Origin of the sequence: Streptomyces sp. NPDC005494 (assembly GCF_042872025.1) — a bacterium.
Taxonomy (GTDB): Bacteria; Actinomycetota; Actinomycetes; order Streptomycetales; family Streptomycetaceae; genus Streptomyces.
Window position 1 is genome coordinate 852,063 of sequence record NZ_JBIAJR010000003.1, and the last position, 18,369, is coordinate 870,431.

At 74.1% G+C, this 18,369-nt stretch carries 12 protein-coding genes; 9 read left to right on the top strand and 3 right to left on the bottom strand.

Annotated elements, in window-relative coordinates:
* Positions 1 to 96 precede the first annotated feature (96 nt).
* Positions 97 to 2,223 (bottom strand): DUF4157 domain-containing protein, encoded by a 2,127-nt coding sequence (locus tag ACFYQ6_RS13730; RefSeq protein ID WP_388762976.1) that lies wholly within the window; start codon positions 2,221 to 2,223, stop codon positions 97 to 99.
* 181 nt (positions 2,224 to 2,404) lie between these two features.
* Positions 2,405 to 5,350, bottom strand: a complete 2,946-nt coding sequence (locus tag ACFYQ6_RS13735; RefSeq protein ID WP_388762978.1) for a LuxR C-terminal-related transcriptional regulator — start codon at positions 5,348 to 5,350, stop codon at positions 2,405 to 2,407.
* A gap of 129 nt (positions 5,351 to 5,479) precedes the next feature.
* Here ACFYQ6_RS13735 and ACFYQ6_RS13740 point away from each other — a divergent pair, with 129 nt between their 5' ends.
* The 3 genes from ACFYQ6_RS13740 to ACFYQ6_RS13750 all read left to right on the top strand — a co-directional run bounded on the left by ACFYQ6_RS13740 (position 5,480) and on the right by ACFYQ6_RS13750 (position 9,200).
* Positions 5,480 to 6,118 carry a response regulator transcription factor gene (locus tag ACFYQ6_RS13740; protein ID WP_361574055.1) on the top strand — a complete coding sequence of 213 codons (639 nt, stop codon included), beginning with the start codon at positions 5,480 to 5,482 and terminating at the stop codon, positions 6,116 to 6,118.
* A gap of 263 nt (positions 6,119 to 6,381) precedes the next feature.
* Positions 6,382 to 7,071: a DUF4255 domain-containing protein gene (locus ACFYQ6_RS13745; RefSeq protein WP_361574057.1), complete on the top strand. Its 690-nt coding sequence runs from the start codon at positions 6,382 to 6,384 to the stop codon at positions 7,069 to 7,071.
* Complete coding sequence (locus tag ACFYQ6_RS13750) at positions 7,068 to 9,200, top strand: ATP-binding protein (protein WP_388762980.1); 2,133 nt, start codon at positions 7,068 to 7,070, stop codon at positions 9,198 to 9,200. The genes ACFYQ6_RS13745 and ACFYQ6_RS13750 overlap by 4 nt, the downstream gene beginning before the upstream one ends.
* 75 nt (positions 9,201 to 9,275) lie before the next feature.
* On the opposite strand, the gene ACFYQ6_RS13755 is transcribed toward ACFYQ6_RS13750, so the two are convergent.
* A complete protein-coding gene (locus ACFYQ6_RS13755; protein WP_361574061.1) occupies positions 9,276 to 10,805 on the bottom strand; it encodes a hypothetical protein in 1,530 nt (509 codons plus the stop codon).
* A gap of 345 nt (positions 10,806 to 11,150) precedes the next feature.
* Here ACFYQ6_RS13755 and ACFYQ6_RS13760 point away from each other — a divergent pair, with 345 nt between their 5' ends.
* The 6 genes from ACFYQ6_RS13760 (at position 11,151) to ACFYQ6_RS13785 (ending at position 18,368) form a co-directional block, all read left to right on the top strand.
* On the top strand, positions 11,151 to 12,776 hold the full coding sequence (locus ACFYQ6_RS13760) for a phage tail sheath subtilisin-like domain-containing protein (RefSeq protein ID WP_361574063.1): 1,626 nt from the start codon (positions 11,151 to 11,153) through the stop codon (positions 12,774 to 12,776).
* Positions 12,777 to 12,916: 140 nt separating this feature from the next.
* Complete coding sequence (locus tag ACFYQ6_RS13765) at positions 12,917 to 13,360, top strand: phage tail protein (RefSeq protein ID WP_033298593.1); 444 nt, start codon at positions 12,917 to 12,919, stop codon at positions 13,358 to 13,360.
* Complete coding sequence (locus tag ACFYQ6_RS13770; RefSeq protein ID WP_388762983.1) at positions 13,360 to 13,842, top strand: hypothetical protein; 483 nt, start codon at positions 13,360 to 13,362, stop codon at positions 13,840 to 13,842. The genes ACFYQ6_RS13765 and ACFYQ6_RS13770 overlap by 1 nt, the downstream gene beginning before the upstream one ends.
* Complete coding sequence (locus ACFYQ6_RS13775) at positions 13,839 to 13,997, top strand: DUF6760 family protein (RefSeq protein ID WP_014153881.1); 159 nt, start codon at positions 13,839 to 13,841, stop codon at positions 13,995 to 13,997. The genes ACFYQ6_RS13770 and ACFYQ6_RS13775 overlap by 4 nt, the downstream gene beginning before the upstream one ends.
* Before the next feature lie 3,470 nt (positions 13,998 to 17,467).
* A complete protein-coding gene (locus ACFYQ6_RS13780; RefSeq protein WP_388762985.1) occupies positions 17,468 to 17,836 on the top strand; it encodes a hypothetical protein in 369 nt (122 codons plus the stop codon).
* A gap of 94 nt (positions 17,837 to 17,930) precedes the next feature.
* On the top strand, positions 17,931 to 18,368 hold the full coding sequence (locus tag ACFYQ6_RS13785; RefSeq protein ID WP_361574072.1) for a phage tail protein: 438 nt from the start codon (positions 17,931 to 17,933) through the stop codon (positions 18,366 to 18,368).
* Position 18,369: the final 1 nt, after the last annotated feature.

The following is an 18,369-nucleotide window of genomic DNA, read 5'->3' on the forward strand; positions in this document are numbered from 1 at the left end:
CGTGATTACGCGAGGCGCCCGTCGTACGCGAGAGGCGGCCGAAGCCGACGCAACCGGCTTCGGCCGCCGACGCGGGATCCGGGCGACGCCGTCACGTCACCGGCGACGGCCACGATCCCTGGGCAGGAACGGGTTGGCGTCGCCGTCGAAGTCGTCCTCGAACTCCGGCTCGGCGTAACTGACGGGGACCCGGGTGCTGCGCCCGCTGTCCGTGACGAAAGCCCTGGAGGACGAGGGCCGCCGGCTGCGCCCGCGCTCACGCCGCGGCTCGGCGTCGATGGGTCCGGCTCCGTAGGAGAAGTCGTCGCCGAGGTCGATGGGACGGCTGCTGGACGTGCCGGCGGGGGGCCGGCTCGACCTGCGGTGGCGGCTGCGGCTGCGCTCACGCTCGGGTTGGGGCTCGAACGCTTCCACGTCCACGGGGCGACGACTCCGGCTCCTGCGCCGGGACGCGCCCTCGTCCGCGGACTCCGCGAGGTAGCTGGGAGGGCGGCTGCTCCGGCGGTGCCGGCGACTGCTGCTCTCGGGCTGCTGACTGCCGAAGATCTCGTCCTCGTCCTCGACCGCGGCGTAGTTGACGGGGGCCGCGATGTGACGGCGGCCCGTCGTGGCCAGCGGCGGCCTCGACCTGCGCCGGCGGGCAGGGGGCTGAGCCGGGCCGGAGCGGCTCACGCTCTGGCTGCGGCTCATGCTGCGGCTGCGGTACTGAGGCTCGGCGTCCTCATCGGGACTGTTGCTGCGCCGGTCCGGCTCCATCCGGTAGGTCTTCCGGCGATCGGCCACAGCGGCCCCCACGTCCTTGGTGGACTGCCGGTGCCCGTAGCCGAACTCCTCGAGGTCCGCGTCGTCGTCGGAGTACTCACCGGCGAGCCTCATGCCCTCCGGCACGGCCTTCCGGTTCTCCAGGCCGTAGAAGCCGTTGTGCGTTCCGGGCTTCGCGTACCTGGACGGATGGGGCGTGGTGACGCTCACCGTCACGTCGTCGCGGCCGGTGCGCCCCGGAATCCGGCCGGTGTCCCGGATCAGCTCCTGGGTGGAGTAGCCGCGCGTTCCCCGTGGCACGCGCGGCATCTGGAAGTGCATGTTGGCGTTCGGGCCGACGTCACGGAAGCGGTCGGCGGCCTCGGGACGGCTCAGGTCGACGTTGTTGAGGACGGGGACTCCCAGGCGCCGCAGATCCTCGCGGTTGTCCTCGTACCCCTCGTAGTCGGGCTGCTCCTCGAAGGTGGTGGCGGCCATCCTGCTCGCCTGGCCGGGGTCCCGCCGCACCCGCGCCCGCGCCCCGGAGAGGTCCGCCTCGGACAGCAGGATCTGGTCCCGGTCGTGCAGGTTCTCCTCGGGCGGGCGTGTCTGGCCCCGCGGGTGGAGACCGCCCACCACGGCCCGGGGGCCCATGATGGCGGTGGGGTGGACGGCGATGCGCCCTTCCCGTGTGGTGTCGAAGATCTCTGTGCCGTCGGGCTGTGACCCGACGTACCGGCCGACGACCGGTCCACGCGCGCCGCTGATCTCGAACAGCTGCCCACGGTCCTTCCTGTGCATCTTCCGGCCGCGACCGGACACCATGCGGGCCACCGTGATGCCCTCGCCGCTCCCGGCGGGTCCGGCGGTCCGCGCCGCGCCGGGGCCGGACAGGTCGGGCATACCTCCCTGGGCCATCCTACGGCCGTTGGCCGAGGCGCTGAGCTCGAAGGGGTCGTCCTGGCTCGAGACCGCCACACCCGACCCGTTGTCCGTACCCGCGACGGGGCCCATGGACTGCTGGCGTACGTGGTCGAGTTCGTGGAACATCGTCTCGTCGTCCGCGCCCTGGGGGCCGAGGACGATGTCATGGCCCGTGGTGTAGGCGCGGGCGCCGAACGCCGTCGCCGAGCGCTGCGCGACCGGGTCGCTGTGCACCCGCACATGGCGGAAGGACATGCCGTAGCCCTGCTCCGCCTTCGCCAGGATGCGCGAGTCCAGCGGACGGCCCGGAGAGCGGACGGCGTCGATCACGGAGGACGGCTGGGCGGACGCCGCCGCGACGGCCGGCTGATCGGCGCTCTCGTGGCCGCACCCGGCGCCGTGCTCGTGCCGTTCCTCCTCGACGGCGCGGGCCACCGCCGCGTTTCCGGCCGTGCGCTGCAGAGCCCGGACGCGCTGCGCGAACGTGACCGGCACCTCCGCGCGAGGGCCGCTCTCCCGGCCACCGGTCGTCCCGGCCTGGGTCCTGTATGCGCGCACGGTACTCCTCGCCACTCAACGCCTGATCAGACAGCGTCACCCGCGACGCGTGCGGGCGGGAGGTCCGCGAGGGCAGTGTCCCGGGTGCGAGCGGGTCGGCGGGAGGGCCACAGGGGCAACGCCGCGCCCGTGCCCCTCCCCGAGCTGGTGCCGGTCCCACGTCTCCTGTGCGCGGCCAGGGTCAGGCCGGCCCCTCCTCGCGGCCGTTCAGCGCGGCCGGCAGGTCCGCCCTGCGCCGTATGCCGAGCTTGCGGTAGGTGCTGGTCAGATGGGTCTCCACGGTCCGCCGTGCCAGATGCAGCTGTTCCGAGATCTCCGCGTTGGTCCTTCCCTCGGCGGCCAGCGCGGCGATCCGGTGCTCACCGGCTGTCAGCGAGCCGCGGCCCGTGAGGGAGGCGTTCCCGCGACGGGCGCCGCTGGCGCGCAGGGCCCACTCCGCCTGACCCGACAGCCTTACGGCGCCCAGCCGTTCGGCTGCGGTCGCGGCTTCCCTGAGCAGCGGCCGGGCGAGGCGGGACTGTCCGGCTTCCGTGAGCCGGCGCCCATGACCGATGAGTGCGGGGATCAGCTCGACGTCGAGCGGTGTGCCGCGCAGGACGGCGACGGCCTCGGCCGTGAGTTCGAGACCGCGCCGGCCGCCGGTGGCCGCGCCGAGGACGCGCAGGGCGCGGCCCCGTACCCGGGGCGTGTCCCACACGGCGGCGAGCCGGAACTCCTCCTCGGCGAGCGCGAGGGCCTGGGACGTGTCCCCCAGCCGGAGCAGGCATTCGGCGGCGGCCGAGCGCCAGGGAGTGACGACGGGGCTCACCACGTCGCGGCCGAGTTGGCGTGTGCCGCACTCCCGGAAGTCGGCCAGGGCGCCGGCCGGGTCGCCGACGGAAGCACGCAGCACGCCGCGTGCGTAGAGGAACCGATTGTGCTCCCAGCCGTCCTGCGCCGTGCCGATGTCGACCCCGTCGACGAGCCGCTCGGCGTCGGACGGGCGGCCGCACTCGACGAGCGCGATGACCCGGTGGGCCAGGAAGTTGCTCGCCCCGGTGCGGGGGGCGTCGCCCGGGGTCCGCAGCCTGCGCGCGGTCTCCTCCAGCACCCAGCGGTGCCGCCCGCGCGCCGCGGCGGTGTCCAGTCGTGTGTTGAGCAGCGAGCGGTGGACGGGGTGCAGCGGCGAGAGCCAGTGCTCGTCGAGCCCGGTCCTGATGAGGCGTTCGGCCTCGTCCGGCGCGTCGGCCCACTGCGCCACGGCCGCGGCCGTGCTCAGCAGGTACGGCACCAGCAGTGGGTCCTCCGGGGCCGTCAGCAGCCGCCTGATCTGCCGCATGGCCGACTCGGCGGACAGCAGCCCGGCCGTCGACTCGTACCGGACGAGCAGGGCGTGGAGTGCCGGGCTGAGCCACTCCGGGGAGCGCGCGGCACGCTCGCGCAGCCGGGTGTAGACCTCCCGCCGGATCTCCCGGTCGTGGTCCGAGAAGAACGCCGACGCCGTCTGGATCGTACGGGCGAGGACGGGTTCCCCCTCCAGCGCGCCCAGTTCGCGCATCACGTCGAGTGCGGCGTGCGGGTTGCCGCGGCTGGCCAGTGCGTTGCCCAGGTGGACCGCCGCCATCACCCGGTCCCGGGGCTCCTCCTGGAGGAGCAGGGCCTCGGCCAGGCGGGGTATCCCGCCGGACCGCAAGGTGGCGAACTCCAGTTCTCCCAGCTCGGTGAGGACGGCGGCCCGGCGTTCGCGGGGCAGTGGCTCGTCCAGCGCGCGGCGCAGGTAGTGCGCGGCGGCGCCCGTCCTGCCGGCCCTGGACGCGTCGGCCGCCGCGTCCAGGAGTGCCTTCGCCACGCGCTCGGTACCGCCCGGGGTGGTACGCAGCAGATGCCCGGCCACCGCTTCGACGCCGTGGCCGCGGCGCTGCCGGAGCTCCGCGGCGCGCAGGTGCAGGGCCTGCCGGTCCGACCGGGGCCAGCCTTCGAGGACCGCTCCGCGCAGCAGCGGGTGCGCGAAGCGCGGGACGCCGGTCCCGGGGTTACGGCACAGCAGCCCCAGTCGGATCATCGCGGTGACCCAGCCGTCGACACGGTCCGGATCGGCCCGGGTGAGCTCGGCGAGGAAGCCGCCGAAGTCGTCGCCGGGTTCCTGGACCTCGTGCGGAAGGGCTGCCGCCTCGCCACCGGGGGCCCCGTCCTCCCGTTCGCCGTACCGTGCCGAGTCCTCCAGTTCGGCGAGCGCGCGGGCCACCGAGGTGCTTCCGGCGCCCGCGCTCCTCAGCCACCACGAGACCGCCGCCACGAACGCCCCGGGGTACAACTCGGCGATGTTCTCCGGGAGTACGGGCTCGGGACCGCCACTGCCCGAGGCGCCGGCCCGGCCGCCGTGCGGGAAGACCGCCCGCAGATCCTCCAGCAGCGCGCGCAGCAGCAGGGGATTGCCGCCGCCCGCCCGTACGCAGCCGTCCACCCAGGCGTCACCGGTCTCCGGGCCGAGCACGCCGCGCACCAGTTCCTCGGCCGCGGGGCGGCTCAGCGGCGGCACCGCGTGCATCCGGACCACGCCGGGCGGCAGGGAGTGGGCGAGCCCCGGCGCCGGCGGCGCGACGTCGTACTGCCCACGTTCCGTCACCACCATCAGGACCGGCATCCCGGTCAGCTGCCGGGCTCCCTCGGTCAGCCAGCGGCGGGAGGCATGGTCGGCGAGATGGGCGTCGTCGACGGCGACCAGCAGCGGGGCTTCGGCAGCCTGCTCGCACAGCAGTTGCCACAGGCGGGCCCCCTGGCCGAGGGGATGCGGAGTCTCCGGGACGCCGTCGTGGAGGCCGGCACGAGCGCGTGCCGGTTCGAGGAGCTGCCGTACGAGGGCGAGCGGGACGCCGGTGTTCTCGGCAGAGGCGTAGGCCCGCAGAACGCGCATGCCGAGCCCCGCGCCCAGCTCGGCGGCGGCCTCCAGCAGGGTGCTGCGGCCCGTACCCGTGGGGGCGCGGAACAGGACCAGCCGTCCCGATCCGGCGACGGCCCGGCCCGCCTCCACCGCCAGCAGGTCCAGGGCGGGGCCGCGTTCGAGCAGCCCGGCGGAGGCGGGGCCCGCCCCCGTGGCCGGGGCCGGGGCGGAAGGGCAGGGGAGAGGCCGACCCGATAAAGCGGTCATCGGGACAGTCCGCCGATCTCGTGGTCGTTCTCGTGGTGGGCCACGTTGTCGTCGTCCTGCCGGCGGAGAAAGGATGGTGGGAGCACGAACGGTTCGCTCCGTTGAGGCACGTCGCGAGGACGCACAGGCATGGTTGTTCGAGCCCCGGTCAGGATCCCCGTGGAGGTGCACGCGTCGGATCCGCTGTCCATGGACGGCGCGGTCAGCCAGCTTCGCCGGCACTCCGAGGTGGAGCTGATCGAGGAGGGCACGGGCCGGCCGGGCACGGTCGCGGTCCTGCTCGCCGAAGGGCTGGACGAGCCCACGCTGTCACGGCTGAGGCGGCTGACCCGCGCGGACGGCACGAAGGCGGTTCTCGTCACGAGCCTGATCCGGGAGGCGGAGCTGCTCCAGGTGATCGAGTACGGAGTCGGCGCGATCGTCTGGCGGCGCGAGGCCACCGGACACCGTCTCCTGCGAGCGGTCCTCGCCGCGTCCCGGGGCGACGGGGATCTGCCGTCGGACCTGCTGGGGCGGCTCATAGCCCAGGTCGGCACGTTGCAGCGCGGCACGACGAGCGTGACGGGTGCCACGGCGTCCGGCCTGGCACCACGCGAGGTGGACGTGCTCAGGCTGGTGGCCGAGGGAATGGATACCGGGGAGATTGCCAGCAAACTGTCGTACTCCGAACGCACGGTCAAGAACGTGATGCACGGACTGACGACTCGGCTGCAGCTCCGCAACCGTGCCCATGCCGTGGCCTATGCCTTGCGGGAAGGCTACATCTGACGGTTCGTCCGCCGGATCAAGGGCCCCGGGGACACGAGAACGGCGGCGCGGGGGCAGGGGTGTTGCCCTGGGGTCGTCCCCCGGGTGCCTCGCGGGGCGGGCATGCCTGCGGCGACGATGGAATGGGCCGCTCCGTGCAGTGACGGACCGGCCCACGACAGGCCGGTACCCGGCGCACAGGCACATGACAGGCCGTACCGTGACGGTTCGTCCGGCGACGAGCCGGTCCGCGCGGGCGGGGACGTGGAAAGGGCAGGCCGACAGTGATCCACGAGGTGGATGACATCCTGAGAGGGCTGCTCGTCCGCGGCGCCTTCGCCGGATCCGATGTCGAGGTCACCTTCGACGCCCCGACGCGCGAGTGGGCGGCCCGGCGCAACGGCCCGACCATCGACGCCTATCTCTACGACATCCGCGAGGACACCAAGCGACGCCAGCGCGGCAAGATGTCGCTCCGCGACGAGCAGGGGATCGTCCTCAAACAGCACCAGCCGCCCCGCTGGTTCCGGCTCTCGTATCTCGTCACGGCCTGGACCAAGCGCCCGCAGGACGAACACCGCATGCTCTCCGCCGTACTGCACACGCTGCTGCCCAAGGAGATACTCCCGCCCGAGGACCTGACCGGCACACTCGCCGGACTCGGCCTCTCCGTCCCGCTGACCGTCGCGGGGCTGCACACCGAAGCCCGCTCGCTCGCGGACATCTGGTCCGCCCTCGGCGGCGAACTCAAGCCCTCGCTCGACGTGGTGATCACCGCCCCCTTCCTCGCGTACCCCGAGTACACGGTCGGCCCGCCCGTCACCGAAGGGCTCGGCGTCGAGGTGCGCGGGTCGGAGGAGCCGCCCGGCGACGGTCCTGTGCGCTACCACAGCGAACAGAGCGTCGACGTGGCCAAGGCGGACTTCACGAAGCGGCACGGCACGGCGGGCACGCTCCAGGAGCAGCGGAAGTGAGCGACTCCTCCACCCCGCTGCTCGAACGTCTCGCGGAACTGCGCGAGCGGGTGGCGTTCCTCGTCGAGCACCGGAGCGCCACCGACCCGACCGCCACCGATCCGATGCGCGGGATGTACCTGACGGACGACGCGGTACGTCACCTGCTCGCCGTGAGCACGGCAGGCGCGGCGCATCCCGCCGGCCAGGGCGTGCCGGAGGAGAGGGACGGCCCGGCTGAGCCCCCGACGGCGGAGGACCCGGACGAGGAGCCCGAGCCCTCCGACGAGGACCGCCTCCACTGGCTCGCCCACTGGCTGCGTCTCAGCCCGCTGGAATCCGAGATCCTGCTGATCGCGCTGGCCCCGGACCTGGACCGCACGTTCGAGTCGCTGTACGCCTACCTCAACGACGACGTCACGCGTCGCCGGGCGACCGTCGCGCTCGCGCTCGACCTGTGCGGAGTGCCCACGCACTCCGCCGCAGGACGGGCCCGCTTCCATCCGGCCGCGCGTCTGCGCGCACGCGGCCTGATCGAGGTCGACGAACCGGAACGGCCCTTCCTCAGCCGCTCCCTGCGCGTACCCGACCGGGTCGTGGCCCATCTGCTGGGCGACGACACCCCGGACCCGGCGCTGGACGGGACCGTTCGTCCCCTCCCGTACCTGCCCCCGGAAGCCAGAGCGCACGCGGAGGCGGCGGACGGCGGCGCGGTCCAGGGCGGCGACCCGATGGTACGGAGGCTGGCCGAGCAGCTCTCGGCGCGCCCGCTGACGGTCTACCTGCGCGAGCACCGCGAAGGCGACGGCCTCGCCTTCGCCACCGCCGCGCTGGAGGCGGCAGGTCTCCCCGCCCTCCATCTCGTCGCGGGGAAGGGCTCGGGGGACCCCCACCGCCCGCAGGAGCACGCACCGGCGGAACGTACGCCGGGGGAGCTCCTCCCGTACCGGGAACTGCTCCGCGAGGCGCGGCTGACGGGCCGCGCCGTCGTGGTGACCTCGCTGCCGGAGAAGCCCGACGAGCTGATCCGGGCCCTCGCGGTGCGCGACGTCCCGGTCGTGTTCGCGGACCCGCGCCCGTACGACCCGCAGTGGTGCGAGGGCGGACGCGACCCGGTCGTGCTGGACGCGCCCCGCCGGCGCGCCGGTGACCTCGACGCCTGGCGGACCGCGCTCGGCCCCGAGGAGCCGGGGTTCGACCTGGCGCCGGTCGTCGCCGCGTACCGGCTGGGGCCCGGCGGGATCGACCGCGCGGCGCGTGCGGCGCTGGACCTCGCCGCGTTCCACGGTACGGAGCTGTCCGCCTCGCACCTGCGTCGCGCGGCCCGGCAGCAGTCCGCCTCGGGCCTGGAGCGCCACGCCCGCCGCATCCGGCCCGACGTCGGCTGGGACGACCTCGTCCTGCCCGAGGGGCCGCTGGCGCAGCTGCGGGAACTGGTCCTGCGCGCCCAGCACCGCGACCGGGTGCTCGGCGACTGGCGGCTGAGCGCGGGCGGCGGGCGCGGACGGGGCGTGGTCGGGCTGTTCGCGGGTGACTCCGGTACCGGGAAGACGCTCTCCGCCGAGGTGGTGGCGGGCGAACTCGGCCTCGACCTCTACGTCGTGCAGCTCCCGTCCGTCGTGGACAAGTACGTCGGTGAGACGGAGAAGAACCTGGAGCGGATCTTCACCGAGGCCGACCGCACGGACGCGGTGCTCCTCTTCGACGAGGCGGACGCGGTCTTCGGCAAGCGCTCCGAGGTCAGCAGCTCCAACGACCGGCACGCGAACATGGAGAGCGCCTACCTCCTCCAGCGGCTGGAGTCCTTCGACGGCATCGCCCTGCTGACCACCAACCTGCGCTCGAACATCGACGACGCCTTCACGCGCCGGCTGGACCTGGTGGTCGACTTCCCCTTCCCCGACGAGGAACAGCGCCTGGCGCTGTGGCGGCACAGCCTCGCCCACGTCCCGTGTGCCGACGGCATCGATCCGGCGTCCTGCGCGGCGGACTTCGAGCTGGCGGGCGGCTCGATCCGCAGCGCGGTCGTCACGGCCGCGTACGCGGCGGCGGGCCGCGGCGACGGCGTGTCGACGGAGGACCTGCTGGCGGGCGCCCGGCGCGAGTACCGCAAGGCGGGCCGGCTGGTCCTGGACGACGCGTCCTGGTAGGCCGGTCACGCCGCGGGCCCGCGGCCTGCCAGGACGGCAGACCACGGGCCCGCGGCGGGCGACGTCCGGGACCGGCTACTCCATCGGCGCGGGGAGCCAGTCCTTGGCCACCACCGTGCCCGCCGCGTCCTGCCCGTTGATCCAGCCCACCTTCGTCTTGTTGAGCGTCAACTCGTCCATGACGCCGGTCTGCTCCGCACCGAACAGGCCCTGGTACTCCTTGATCCGGTTGAAGAGGCCGGGGGACGGCTTCTCCTTGCGCTGGACCTGCTTGCTCAGGTAGTCGATGTTGGCCCGCGTGCACGCGATCGTGATGTCGAGGTCGCCGTCGTCGATCTCGGCCTGGGTCCCCCAGAGCAGCATGTTGCGCACCCAGGGCACCTCAGGGCTGGCCTCGTCCGCGTTCAGCGGCACCGTCTTCGCGTCGACGAAGTGCGATGCCAGGAGCGCTGTCATCGTGGCGCGGCCCAGGTTCCCGGCCCCGTCGGCCTTCACCAGTTGGCTGAAGTCGCCGTACGCCGTGTGGTTGGACTCCTGGAAGCACTTCAGCGCCTTCTGGGTCGCCGCGTCGAGCTTGCCCACGGTGTGCGCCGCGGTCAGCTTGCAGCCACCGGCCCCCACGACCAGCCGTACCTGTGCGAACTGCACGAAGAGGTTCGGCTTGTCCTCCGAGGTGATCGGCAGCGGGCCGCGCTCGACCTTCTCCTCTTCCTCCTCGGGCTTCTCCTCCCCGCCGCCGCCCGACGCCTCCGCCTTCTCGGAGGGCGCGGGGTCCTGCGTCGGCTTCTGCGTCGGCTGCTCCGGGGGCTCCTCCGGCAGTGCGGTGGCCCCCGCCTGCTCGATCCTCGGCTGCGCGAGGGTGCGTACGGGTGCCTTGTAGGTGAACCAGAGCACGAGGCCGGTGATGGTGAGAGCCAGCAGCAGACTCAGCGTGGTCATCATCCAGAGCGGCAGCAGGCTGCGCTGGACGTACGTCCCGTTCACCGCCAGGGGCTCGAACCCCGAGCGACGCACCGACAGTTCGTAGGGCCGTTCCTGCTTCTGCCCCACCCAGGTGATCTGCCGGGGCTTGAGCGTCGCGTCGACGAAGGCGGCGCGGCCCGGCTGGATCTGGACGTTGGCGGGGACGATCTCGTACGACAGGTCGTCGCTCGCCTTGTCACCGCCGCCGATCGACGCCGTGAGCACGGTGTTGCCGAGGTTGTCGACCGCCAGTCTGGGCCGGCCCCTGAAGCGTCCCTTGACGGTCTGCGGGACCAGCTCGGCCCGCACCTCCATGAACGTGGTGAAGGTGACGTTGCCCTCGGCGACCGTGGTCGTCTCGGGGTGCTCGGTGGGCAGGATGCGCACACCGTACGGATGCGGGCCCGCGGTCGCGTCCGGGGTCCGGGGCGGGGCGAAGGTCAGCTCCACGATTCCGGTGGTACCTGGAAAGAGCCTGAGGGAGGGCGGTTCCACCGAGACGTACGGTGCGACGTCGCCGACCGGCTCGAAGCGGTACTCGTCGACGACGTCGCCGGTGTTGCGCAGACGCAGTCGCACGGTGGTGCTGCTGCCCGGGTCGACCGTGGTCGAGGCGGGCTCCAGAGATGTCCAGGTGGTCACCCGACGGACGCTACTGCGCGCGGGCGGGGCGACGTCAGAAGCTACGGGGTAGTGCCGCTGCCCGAAAGGTAACGCCCGCTGCCCTCGCATCCCTCCGCGCGCGCCCCGGGCCGAGCGGCGCGGGACCGCCCCCGTGGCCGTACCCCGGGAGGCAGGGCCCGGTGCCGCGGCGCCGTCGCCCGCCAGGACCCCCGGTCGCGCCGGAAGACCCCCGGGGCCTGCGCCGTGTTGCCCCTGGGGGCATGGTCCGTGCCCTCGACAAGGCACCGGAGGACGTTTACCCGCGTGCGCCCGGGCGACGAAGGTGGATCCGGTCTTGTATCGGTACCCCGAGGAGAGCAGAGCATGCCGTCATACCTGTCGCCAGGCGTGTACGTGGAAGAGGTGGCGAGCGGCTCTCGTCCGATCGAGGGTGTCGGCACCTCGGTGGCCGCGTTCGTCGGGCTGGCGCCCGACGGGCCGCTGAACGAGCCGACGCTGGTCACCAACTGGACCCAGTACGTCGCCTCGTTCGGCGAGTTCACCGACGGCTACTTCCTGGCGCACTCGGTGTACGGGTTCTTCAACAACGGCGGCTCCGCGGCCTACGTGGTCCGGGTGGGCGGGGCGCCCGGCGGAGTGGCGGGCGCACCGGGCGAAGGCGCCGGCGCGGCAGGCGGACAGCACGGCCGGACGGCAGTCGGCGGCGCGGCGGCGCCCGCCGAGCTGACGGCCGGGGAGCCCGCGGCCCTGGGCACGTTCAAGGTGTCGGCCGTCGCACCCGGCGAGAGCGGCACGCTCAGCGTCGAGGTCACGGACGCGGAGGGCGAGGGCCCCGCCGAGCGTTTCCGGCTGGTCGTCAAGGACGGCGCGAAGGCCGTGGAGACGTTCGACGTCTCGGCGAAGAAGAGCGCCCGCAACTACGTGGTGACGCAGGTCAAGGAACGCTCCAAGCTGATCTCCGTGCAGGAGGGGGCCGCGGCCTCGCAGCTGGCCCGCCCCGACAACCAGACGGTCGCGCTCGACGTGCCCGTGGCCGCCGCGCAGGCCCCCGCCGTCCCGGACGCCTCCGAGGGTGAGTCCGTCGGCATCGCCGAGTACCTGGGCGACTCCTCGGACCGTACGGGCTTCGGCGGTCTCGAAGCGGTGGACGAGATCTCGATGGTCGCCGTCCCCGACCTGATGGCCGCCTACCAGCGCGGCGCGATCGACCTGGAGGCTGTGAAGGCCGTGCAGCTCGGTCTGATCGCCCACTGCGAGCTGATGGGTGACCGGCTGGCGATCATCGACCCGCCGCCCGGCCTCAACGCCCGGCAGATCCGGGTGTGGCGTCAGGAGACGTCCAACTACGACTCCAAGTACGCCGCGCTCTACTACCCCTGGATCAAGGTCTTCGACCCGGCCGGCGGCCAGACCCGGCTGATCCCGCCGAGCGGCCACGTCGCCGGCATCTGGGCCCGCAACGACTCCGAGCGCGGAGTGCACAAGGCTCCCGCCAACGAGGTCGTACGCGGCGCCGTCGACCTGGAGATGCAGATCACCCGGGGTGAGCAGGACCTGCTCAACCCGATCGGCATCAACTGCATACGCACCTTCCCCGGCCGCGGCATCCGCGTCTGGGGCGCGCGCACCCTCTCCTCCGACCCGGCCTGGCGCTACCTCAACGTCCGCAGGTACTTCAACTACCTGGAGGAGTCGATCCTCAACGGCACGCAGTGGGTGGTCTTCGAGCCCAACGACCAGGCGCTGTGGGCCCGCATCAGGCGGAACATCTCCGCGTTCCTGGTCACGGAGTGGCGCAGCGGCGCACTGTTCGGCGCCACGCCGGAGGACGCCTACTACGTGAAGTGCGATGCCGAGACCAACCCGCCGGAGTCGGTGGACCTGGGACGCGTCATCTGCCAGATCGGTGTGTCGCCGGTCAAGCCCGCCGAGTTCGTGATCTTCCGGCTGGCCCAGTTCTCCGGCGGCAGCGGCGAGTTGGAGGAGTAGACGGCACAGCCTCCGGCCCCCGCCGGACTTCGCGTACGGCCTGAGGTCCCAGCCTCAGGCCCCACCCCAGGTCCCAGCGACAGGTCCCGGCCTCAGGTTCCGGCCTCAGGTCCCAGCCTCAGTAGAAGGAACGGCTTTTCATGAGTCTCTCCCAGGGTGACGCCCTCACCACCCACAACTTCGGCCTCCAGATCGACGGTGTCATGGTCGAGTACCTCCACGCCGTGGGCGAGGTGGGAATGGAGCAGGACGTCATCGAGTACCAGCAGGTCTCGGCGAACGGCCAGCCGATCACCAAGAAGATGCCCGGCGTGAAGAAGGCCGGCGAGACCACCGTCACGCGCGGCATGGAGCAGTCCACCGCCTTCACCGAGTGGATCAACGCCTCGCTGCGCGGCGACATGGGCTCGGCCCGTAAGAACGCGAGCATCATCTACATGGACTACCAGTACAACCCGGTCCGGCGTCAGCACCTGCGCAACGCCTGGTGCACCAAGGTGATGGGCGCGGCGGCCACGGCCGGCGAGGCCTCCGTCATGACCGAGACCGTCACGATCGTCTACGAAGAGCTGGTCACCGAGTAATGCGCCGCGGACCTGCCAGGCCCGCCACCGACGCCGTAGCCGCCCCCTCCGCTCCCGCGGACGTGGCGGCCCCGGCCGTCGCCCCGGCGGAAGCACAGCCCGTCCGGCGGCAGTTGCAGACCGAGTTCGCGTTCGAGCTGCCGCGCGGGTACGTGGACGACATGGGCACCGTGCACCGCGAGGGTGTCATGCGACTGGCCACCGCCCGGGACGAGCTGATCCCGCTGCGGGACATGCGGGTGCAGGAGAACCCGGCGTATCTCTCGGTGGTCCTGCTCGGCCGGGTCATCACCCAGCTGGGCACCGTGGCCCACATGCACGACGGCGTGGTCGAGAACATGTTCGCCTCCGACCTCGCCTTCCTCCAGGACTTCTACCGTCAGGTCAACGCCGAGGGCCACACCAGGGCCGGCGTGTCCTGCCCGCACTGCGAGCAGCCGTTCGAGGTCGAGCTCGGCGGGAGCCGCCTGGGGGAATCGTGACGTACGCGACCGACCGGATCCATGAGGAGATCGCGTACATCGCCTACCACTTCCACTGGAACCTCGACGACATTCTGGACCTGGAACACCGTGAGCGGCGGCGATACGCCGAACAGATCGCCACGTTGGTGACGCGTGCTGCTACGGAGCGGTGATGGGCATATTGGACCGGCTCAGGGGCCGGGGCCGGGGCGGTAGTCAAGGCGACGGCCGGGAGCGGAGCGCCGACGGGGACGGTACGGTTCCGGGCCCCGTTTCCGTGCCGTCCACCGGCGACGGAGCCGGCACGGCCGCCGGGCTTCCCGGCCGGGGGCGTGACTGGGCCGGTCTGCCGCCGATCCGGCTCGCGACGCTGGCACCGGCGAGGCAGACGGTCGCATCGGCGGAGTTCGGCGGTTCGCTGACCGCCTGGCAGAACCCCTCCTTCTCCGGGACGCTCTCGCACGCCGTCCTGGACGATGCTCCGACCGGACTCATCAAGAACACCCGGTCGTTCGCCCTCGGGTCGGGTCAGGCCTCCCACGGCGACACCGCCCTCTCCCTGCCGGTCGCCGTCGCCGATGCGGGTGCCGGTGACGGAGGCGGCGACGGCGAGAGCGGCGGCCAGGGGCGCCGGGACCAGTGGCAGGGGCCCTCGGTCCAGCGCGCCCAGGGGCCGCGGGTCGCTCCCGTACAGCCGCGGCGGGGACCGGTGCCCTCGACCCTGACACGGGCTTCCGCCCCGAGCACGGGGCAGCGCAGAGTGCTCCCCGCGGCGGCGCCGAGGGTGCTTCCCGCGGCGACGCCGAGCAGGGCGGCGTCGGGCCGGGCGGCTGCGCCTGCGCCCTCGCGTGTGCCTGCGCCTTCGCCCGAGCCCTCCGCCCCCTCCTCCGCGGCTCCCGCTCCGCGAACTCCCCCCTCCACACCCTCGCGTTCCTCTGCGGCTCCCGCTCCGGCTCCGGACGTCGCTGTTCGCGTTCAGCGCTCGGAGGGAGAGCAGGACGGCCCTCGCGGTGGCTCCGCACGGATCGAGCCCTCGCCTCCCCGGCGACCTGGTCCCGCAGGGGCGCCCGCGGCGCCTCCGCCGGTCAGGACCCCTCCCGCGCGCACATCCTCACTCCCCGTACAACGACGCCGGACGGACGCTGCTGTCCGGACGACGGGACCGGCCGGCAGCGCGCCTCCGCGCCGCTCGCCGCTCGGACCTCCGGTGTCAGGACCGGTCGTCCCACCGTCGCCCCAGGCATCGCGGACCTCACCGGACCAGCGGGACCGGGGCGCCACCAGTCCCGTCGTGCGACCGTCCCCCCAAGGACCCGGATCGCCCGCAGTTCCGCCCCCGGGCCTCTCCGGGGGCGGACCGGCGTCGGGGCGTGCGACGGCGTCCGGCGGTGGCGGGAACAGCGGTACGCAGCCCCCGCGGAGGACGCTGCCGAGCGGGCAGACGCCTGACGCACGCCCGAGCGGCACACCGAGGGCGAGTGCGTCCGGATCCGGTGCCCAGTGGACGGGTGCGCCCGTGCTCCGTCCTGCAGTGCCCGGTCCGGTCGTGCCCGGTCCGGTCGTCTCCCGTCCGGCAGTGTCCGGTCCAACCTCGCCTCCGGCCGTCCGGCCGGGGCTGGGCGCTCCGTCGAGCGGGCCCGTCGGCGGTCAGGCCGGCGCTCCGCGGGCCGTCCCCCCGGCGGTGCGCCCGCGGACGAGCGTCCCGGCTCCCGACCGCGCACCCCGCATACAGCGTTCCGCGGCGGTCGCCGGACCCGCCCCCGCACCGGTGCCGCCCGTACAGCGGCGCGCCGCCACCGAGGGCGTGTCACCGGGCGTGTCACCGGGCGGGCGGCAGCCCACGAGCACGGGTACCGGGACCGGCTCGGCGAGCGGGCCCGGATCGTCCCGGTTCTCCCCGTCCACCGACTCGTCGAGCTCCTCCGGCTCCTCCGGCTCGTCGAGCTCCTCCGGCTCCTCCGGCGCCTTCGGCTCTTCCGGGCCCGGCTCCGCCGCCGGGCGACTCGTCGTCCCGGCGCGCTCATCCGAGACCGCCGGTGGTGCGGCCCCTGCGGGAACCCGCGGGCCCGCTCCGGTGCAGAAGCTCGCCGCTCCGGGGGCGGCCGACAGCGCTGTGCCGACGCCGAGCGGCCCGGCCGGTGGGGGAGGGCAGACGCCGAGCGGCCCGGCCGGTGGGGGAGGGCCGGCGGCCCGACCGCCGGTGCGCAGGCTCGGCGCACCCTCGGCCGGCCCCGCACCCACGTCCCGTTCCCGTGCCGACGCCCCATCGGCGCCCACGTCCCCGGCTTCCGTCCGCCGTTCCGGCCCGACGGCTTCCCGCCCGACGGCTTCCCGCCCGACGGCTTCCGGCCCGGCGGGTGTCGCCGGTGCGCCTGTGCCTGCCGCGCCCGCTCGGCCGCCGGGCGGCTCGGGAGCCGTTAGCCCAGCCGCTGCGCCGACCGTGCAGCGGGCCGCACTGCCAGGCGTGCCGGTACGGCAGCCGGATGCGGCTCCGGCGGTCCCGCCGGTGAGCGGCACACGGTCGGTTCCCGTACAGGGCGCCGGTCGCGCCACCGGCTCCGGCCCCGGTTCCGTGGAGCGAGGGCCGGTCCGGTCCTCGGCGGCCGAGGCAGCCGGCTCCGGCCGACCGGGCGGCGCGCTCCCTGTGCAGCGGTCGCTCCAGCCCCGACCTCGGCCGCAATCCCAGTCCCAGCCGCCCCACCGGCCCCAGCCGCAACCGCGAACCCCCGCTCCGGCCTCGCCTGCCCCCGTCACCCCGGCAGCTGTCCCGCCGACCGTCGTTCGATCGCCCGCCGTGTCCCTCGGGCCTGCCGCACCCCTGACAGCGGCCGACGCGTCTCCGCCGGCGCGGTCCCTGCCCGTAGCCCCGCTGGTGGGTTCCTCGGCACCGGTCACGGCCGCAGGGTTCGCACCGTCCCCGGTGGGGCCGGAGCCCGCGGCACCCGTCCGGGCGGCGGGCGGCGCTCCGGCGGCCCCCGGGCGGCGAGCCGACGGTGCCTCCGGCACCGGGACGGGTGCCGCCGGCCGGCGGCCCGCCGCGCCAGGGGCCGCCTCCGCGCTCCCGGGCGTCCGCAGTGCCGCGCCACGGTCCTCGCCCGCACCGGCCCTCGCGCCGCCGGTGCGGAGCGCCCCGGCGGCCGTACGCCTGCACCGCGTGCGGACCGGGCCCGCGGCCAGTGGCGTGAACACCGGCGCGGCCGGCCCTCGTCGGCCTGCGGTACAGCGTTCCGCGGTGCCGTCCTCGCCGCCCGCCGCCGTCCGTCCGCCGGCCCGGCCGGCCGCCCCCGCCCCTCCCTCCGTCGCCCCCACCCCGGCTTCCGCTCCCGCACGGCCGGGCCGCGAAGGGCACCGCTCCCACGGTGCCGCCGCGGCCGTCCCCCTCGTGCAGCGCTCCGTGTCCCTGCCCGCGCCGGCGCCTCGTGCCCCGGTCGTCCAGCGCTCCGTGCCCGCGCCTCGTGTCCCGGGCGTGCCCCCGTCGGCGCCTCGGGGCAGGGCCGTTCCCGCGTCGGGGCCGCCCGTCCCCGCAGGCGCCGCCCGTACGCCGTCGGCGGATGCCCCCGGGGTCTCCGGTGGCGCCCACCCGACCGGAACCCCGGGCGCGCCGGCCGCCGCCTCCGTGGCCCGGCCCGTCCGGAGCCCCGTCGTGTCCCTGGCGCCCGCCCGGCCCGCTCCGGCGACCGTGCTGCCCGTGCAGCGGGCCCCCGACGCCCCGGCCTCGCGGCCCTCCCCGCCCCCGGTCGCACCCCCGGCCCCCGTCCGGGCGCCGGCGCCCGCGCGTGCGGCCGCGCCGACCCGCTCCACGTCCGTCGCCGTGCAGCGGAGCAGCGGAGGGGCGAGCGCCCAGGACCGGCCCGCGCCCTCGGTCACGAGCCGGTTCGCACCACGTGAGCTCAAGGAGGACCAGGTGGCTGAGCTGGTCCACCGGCTGATCGGGCCGATGACCCGGCTGCTGCGCACCGAACTGCGGCTCGACCGTGAGCGGATCGGCAAGCTGCGCGACCCACGCCACTGACCGGCCCCGCAAGAACGCCCGTACGCCCCACCCGCCGGCCCCCCACCGGGCACCCGGCCCCGACCGCATGTGGAACCGCAGGAAGGCCCACCCGATGCCCCAGGAACTCGACGCAGGCTCCACCATCTTCTTCCACCTCACCATCGACGGTGAGAGCCTGGGCACCTTCAACGGCTGTGAAGGGCTCTCCACCCAGGTCGAGATCGAGCAGCGGCAGGAGGGCGGCAACAACGGGTTCGTCTGGCAGCTCCCCTCCCGTGTCACCTTCTCCAACATCACGCTGACCCGGCCCCTCACCGAGGAGACCGCGAAGGTGGCGGAGTGGATCTCCTCCGTCACCACGGGCGTGACCCGGCCCACCGGGCAGATCGCGGCACTGCGCGCGGACGGCTCGATGGTCGCCCAGTGGGGGCTGATCGACGTACTCCCCGTGAGCTGGCGCGGTCCTTCCTTCGACCCGGCGAGCCCCGCGGTGGCCACCGAGGTCCTGGAGATCGCCCACCACGGTTTCACGGACGCGGGGGCTGCGTAGC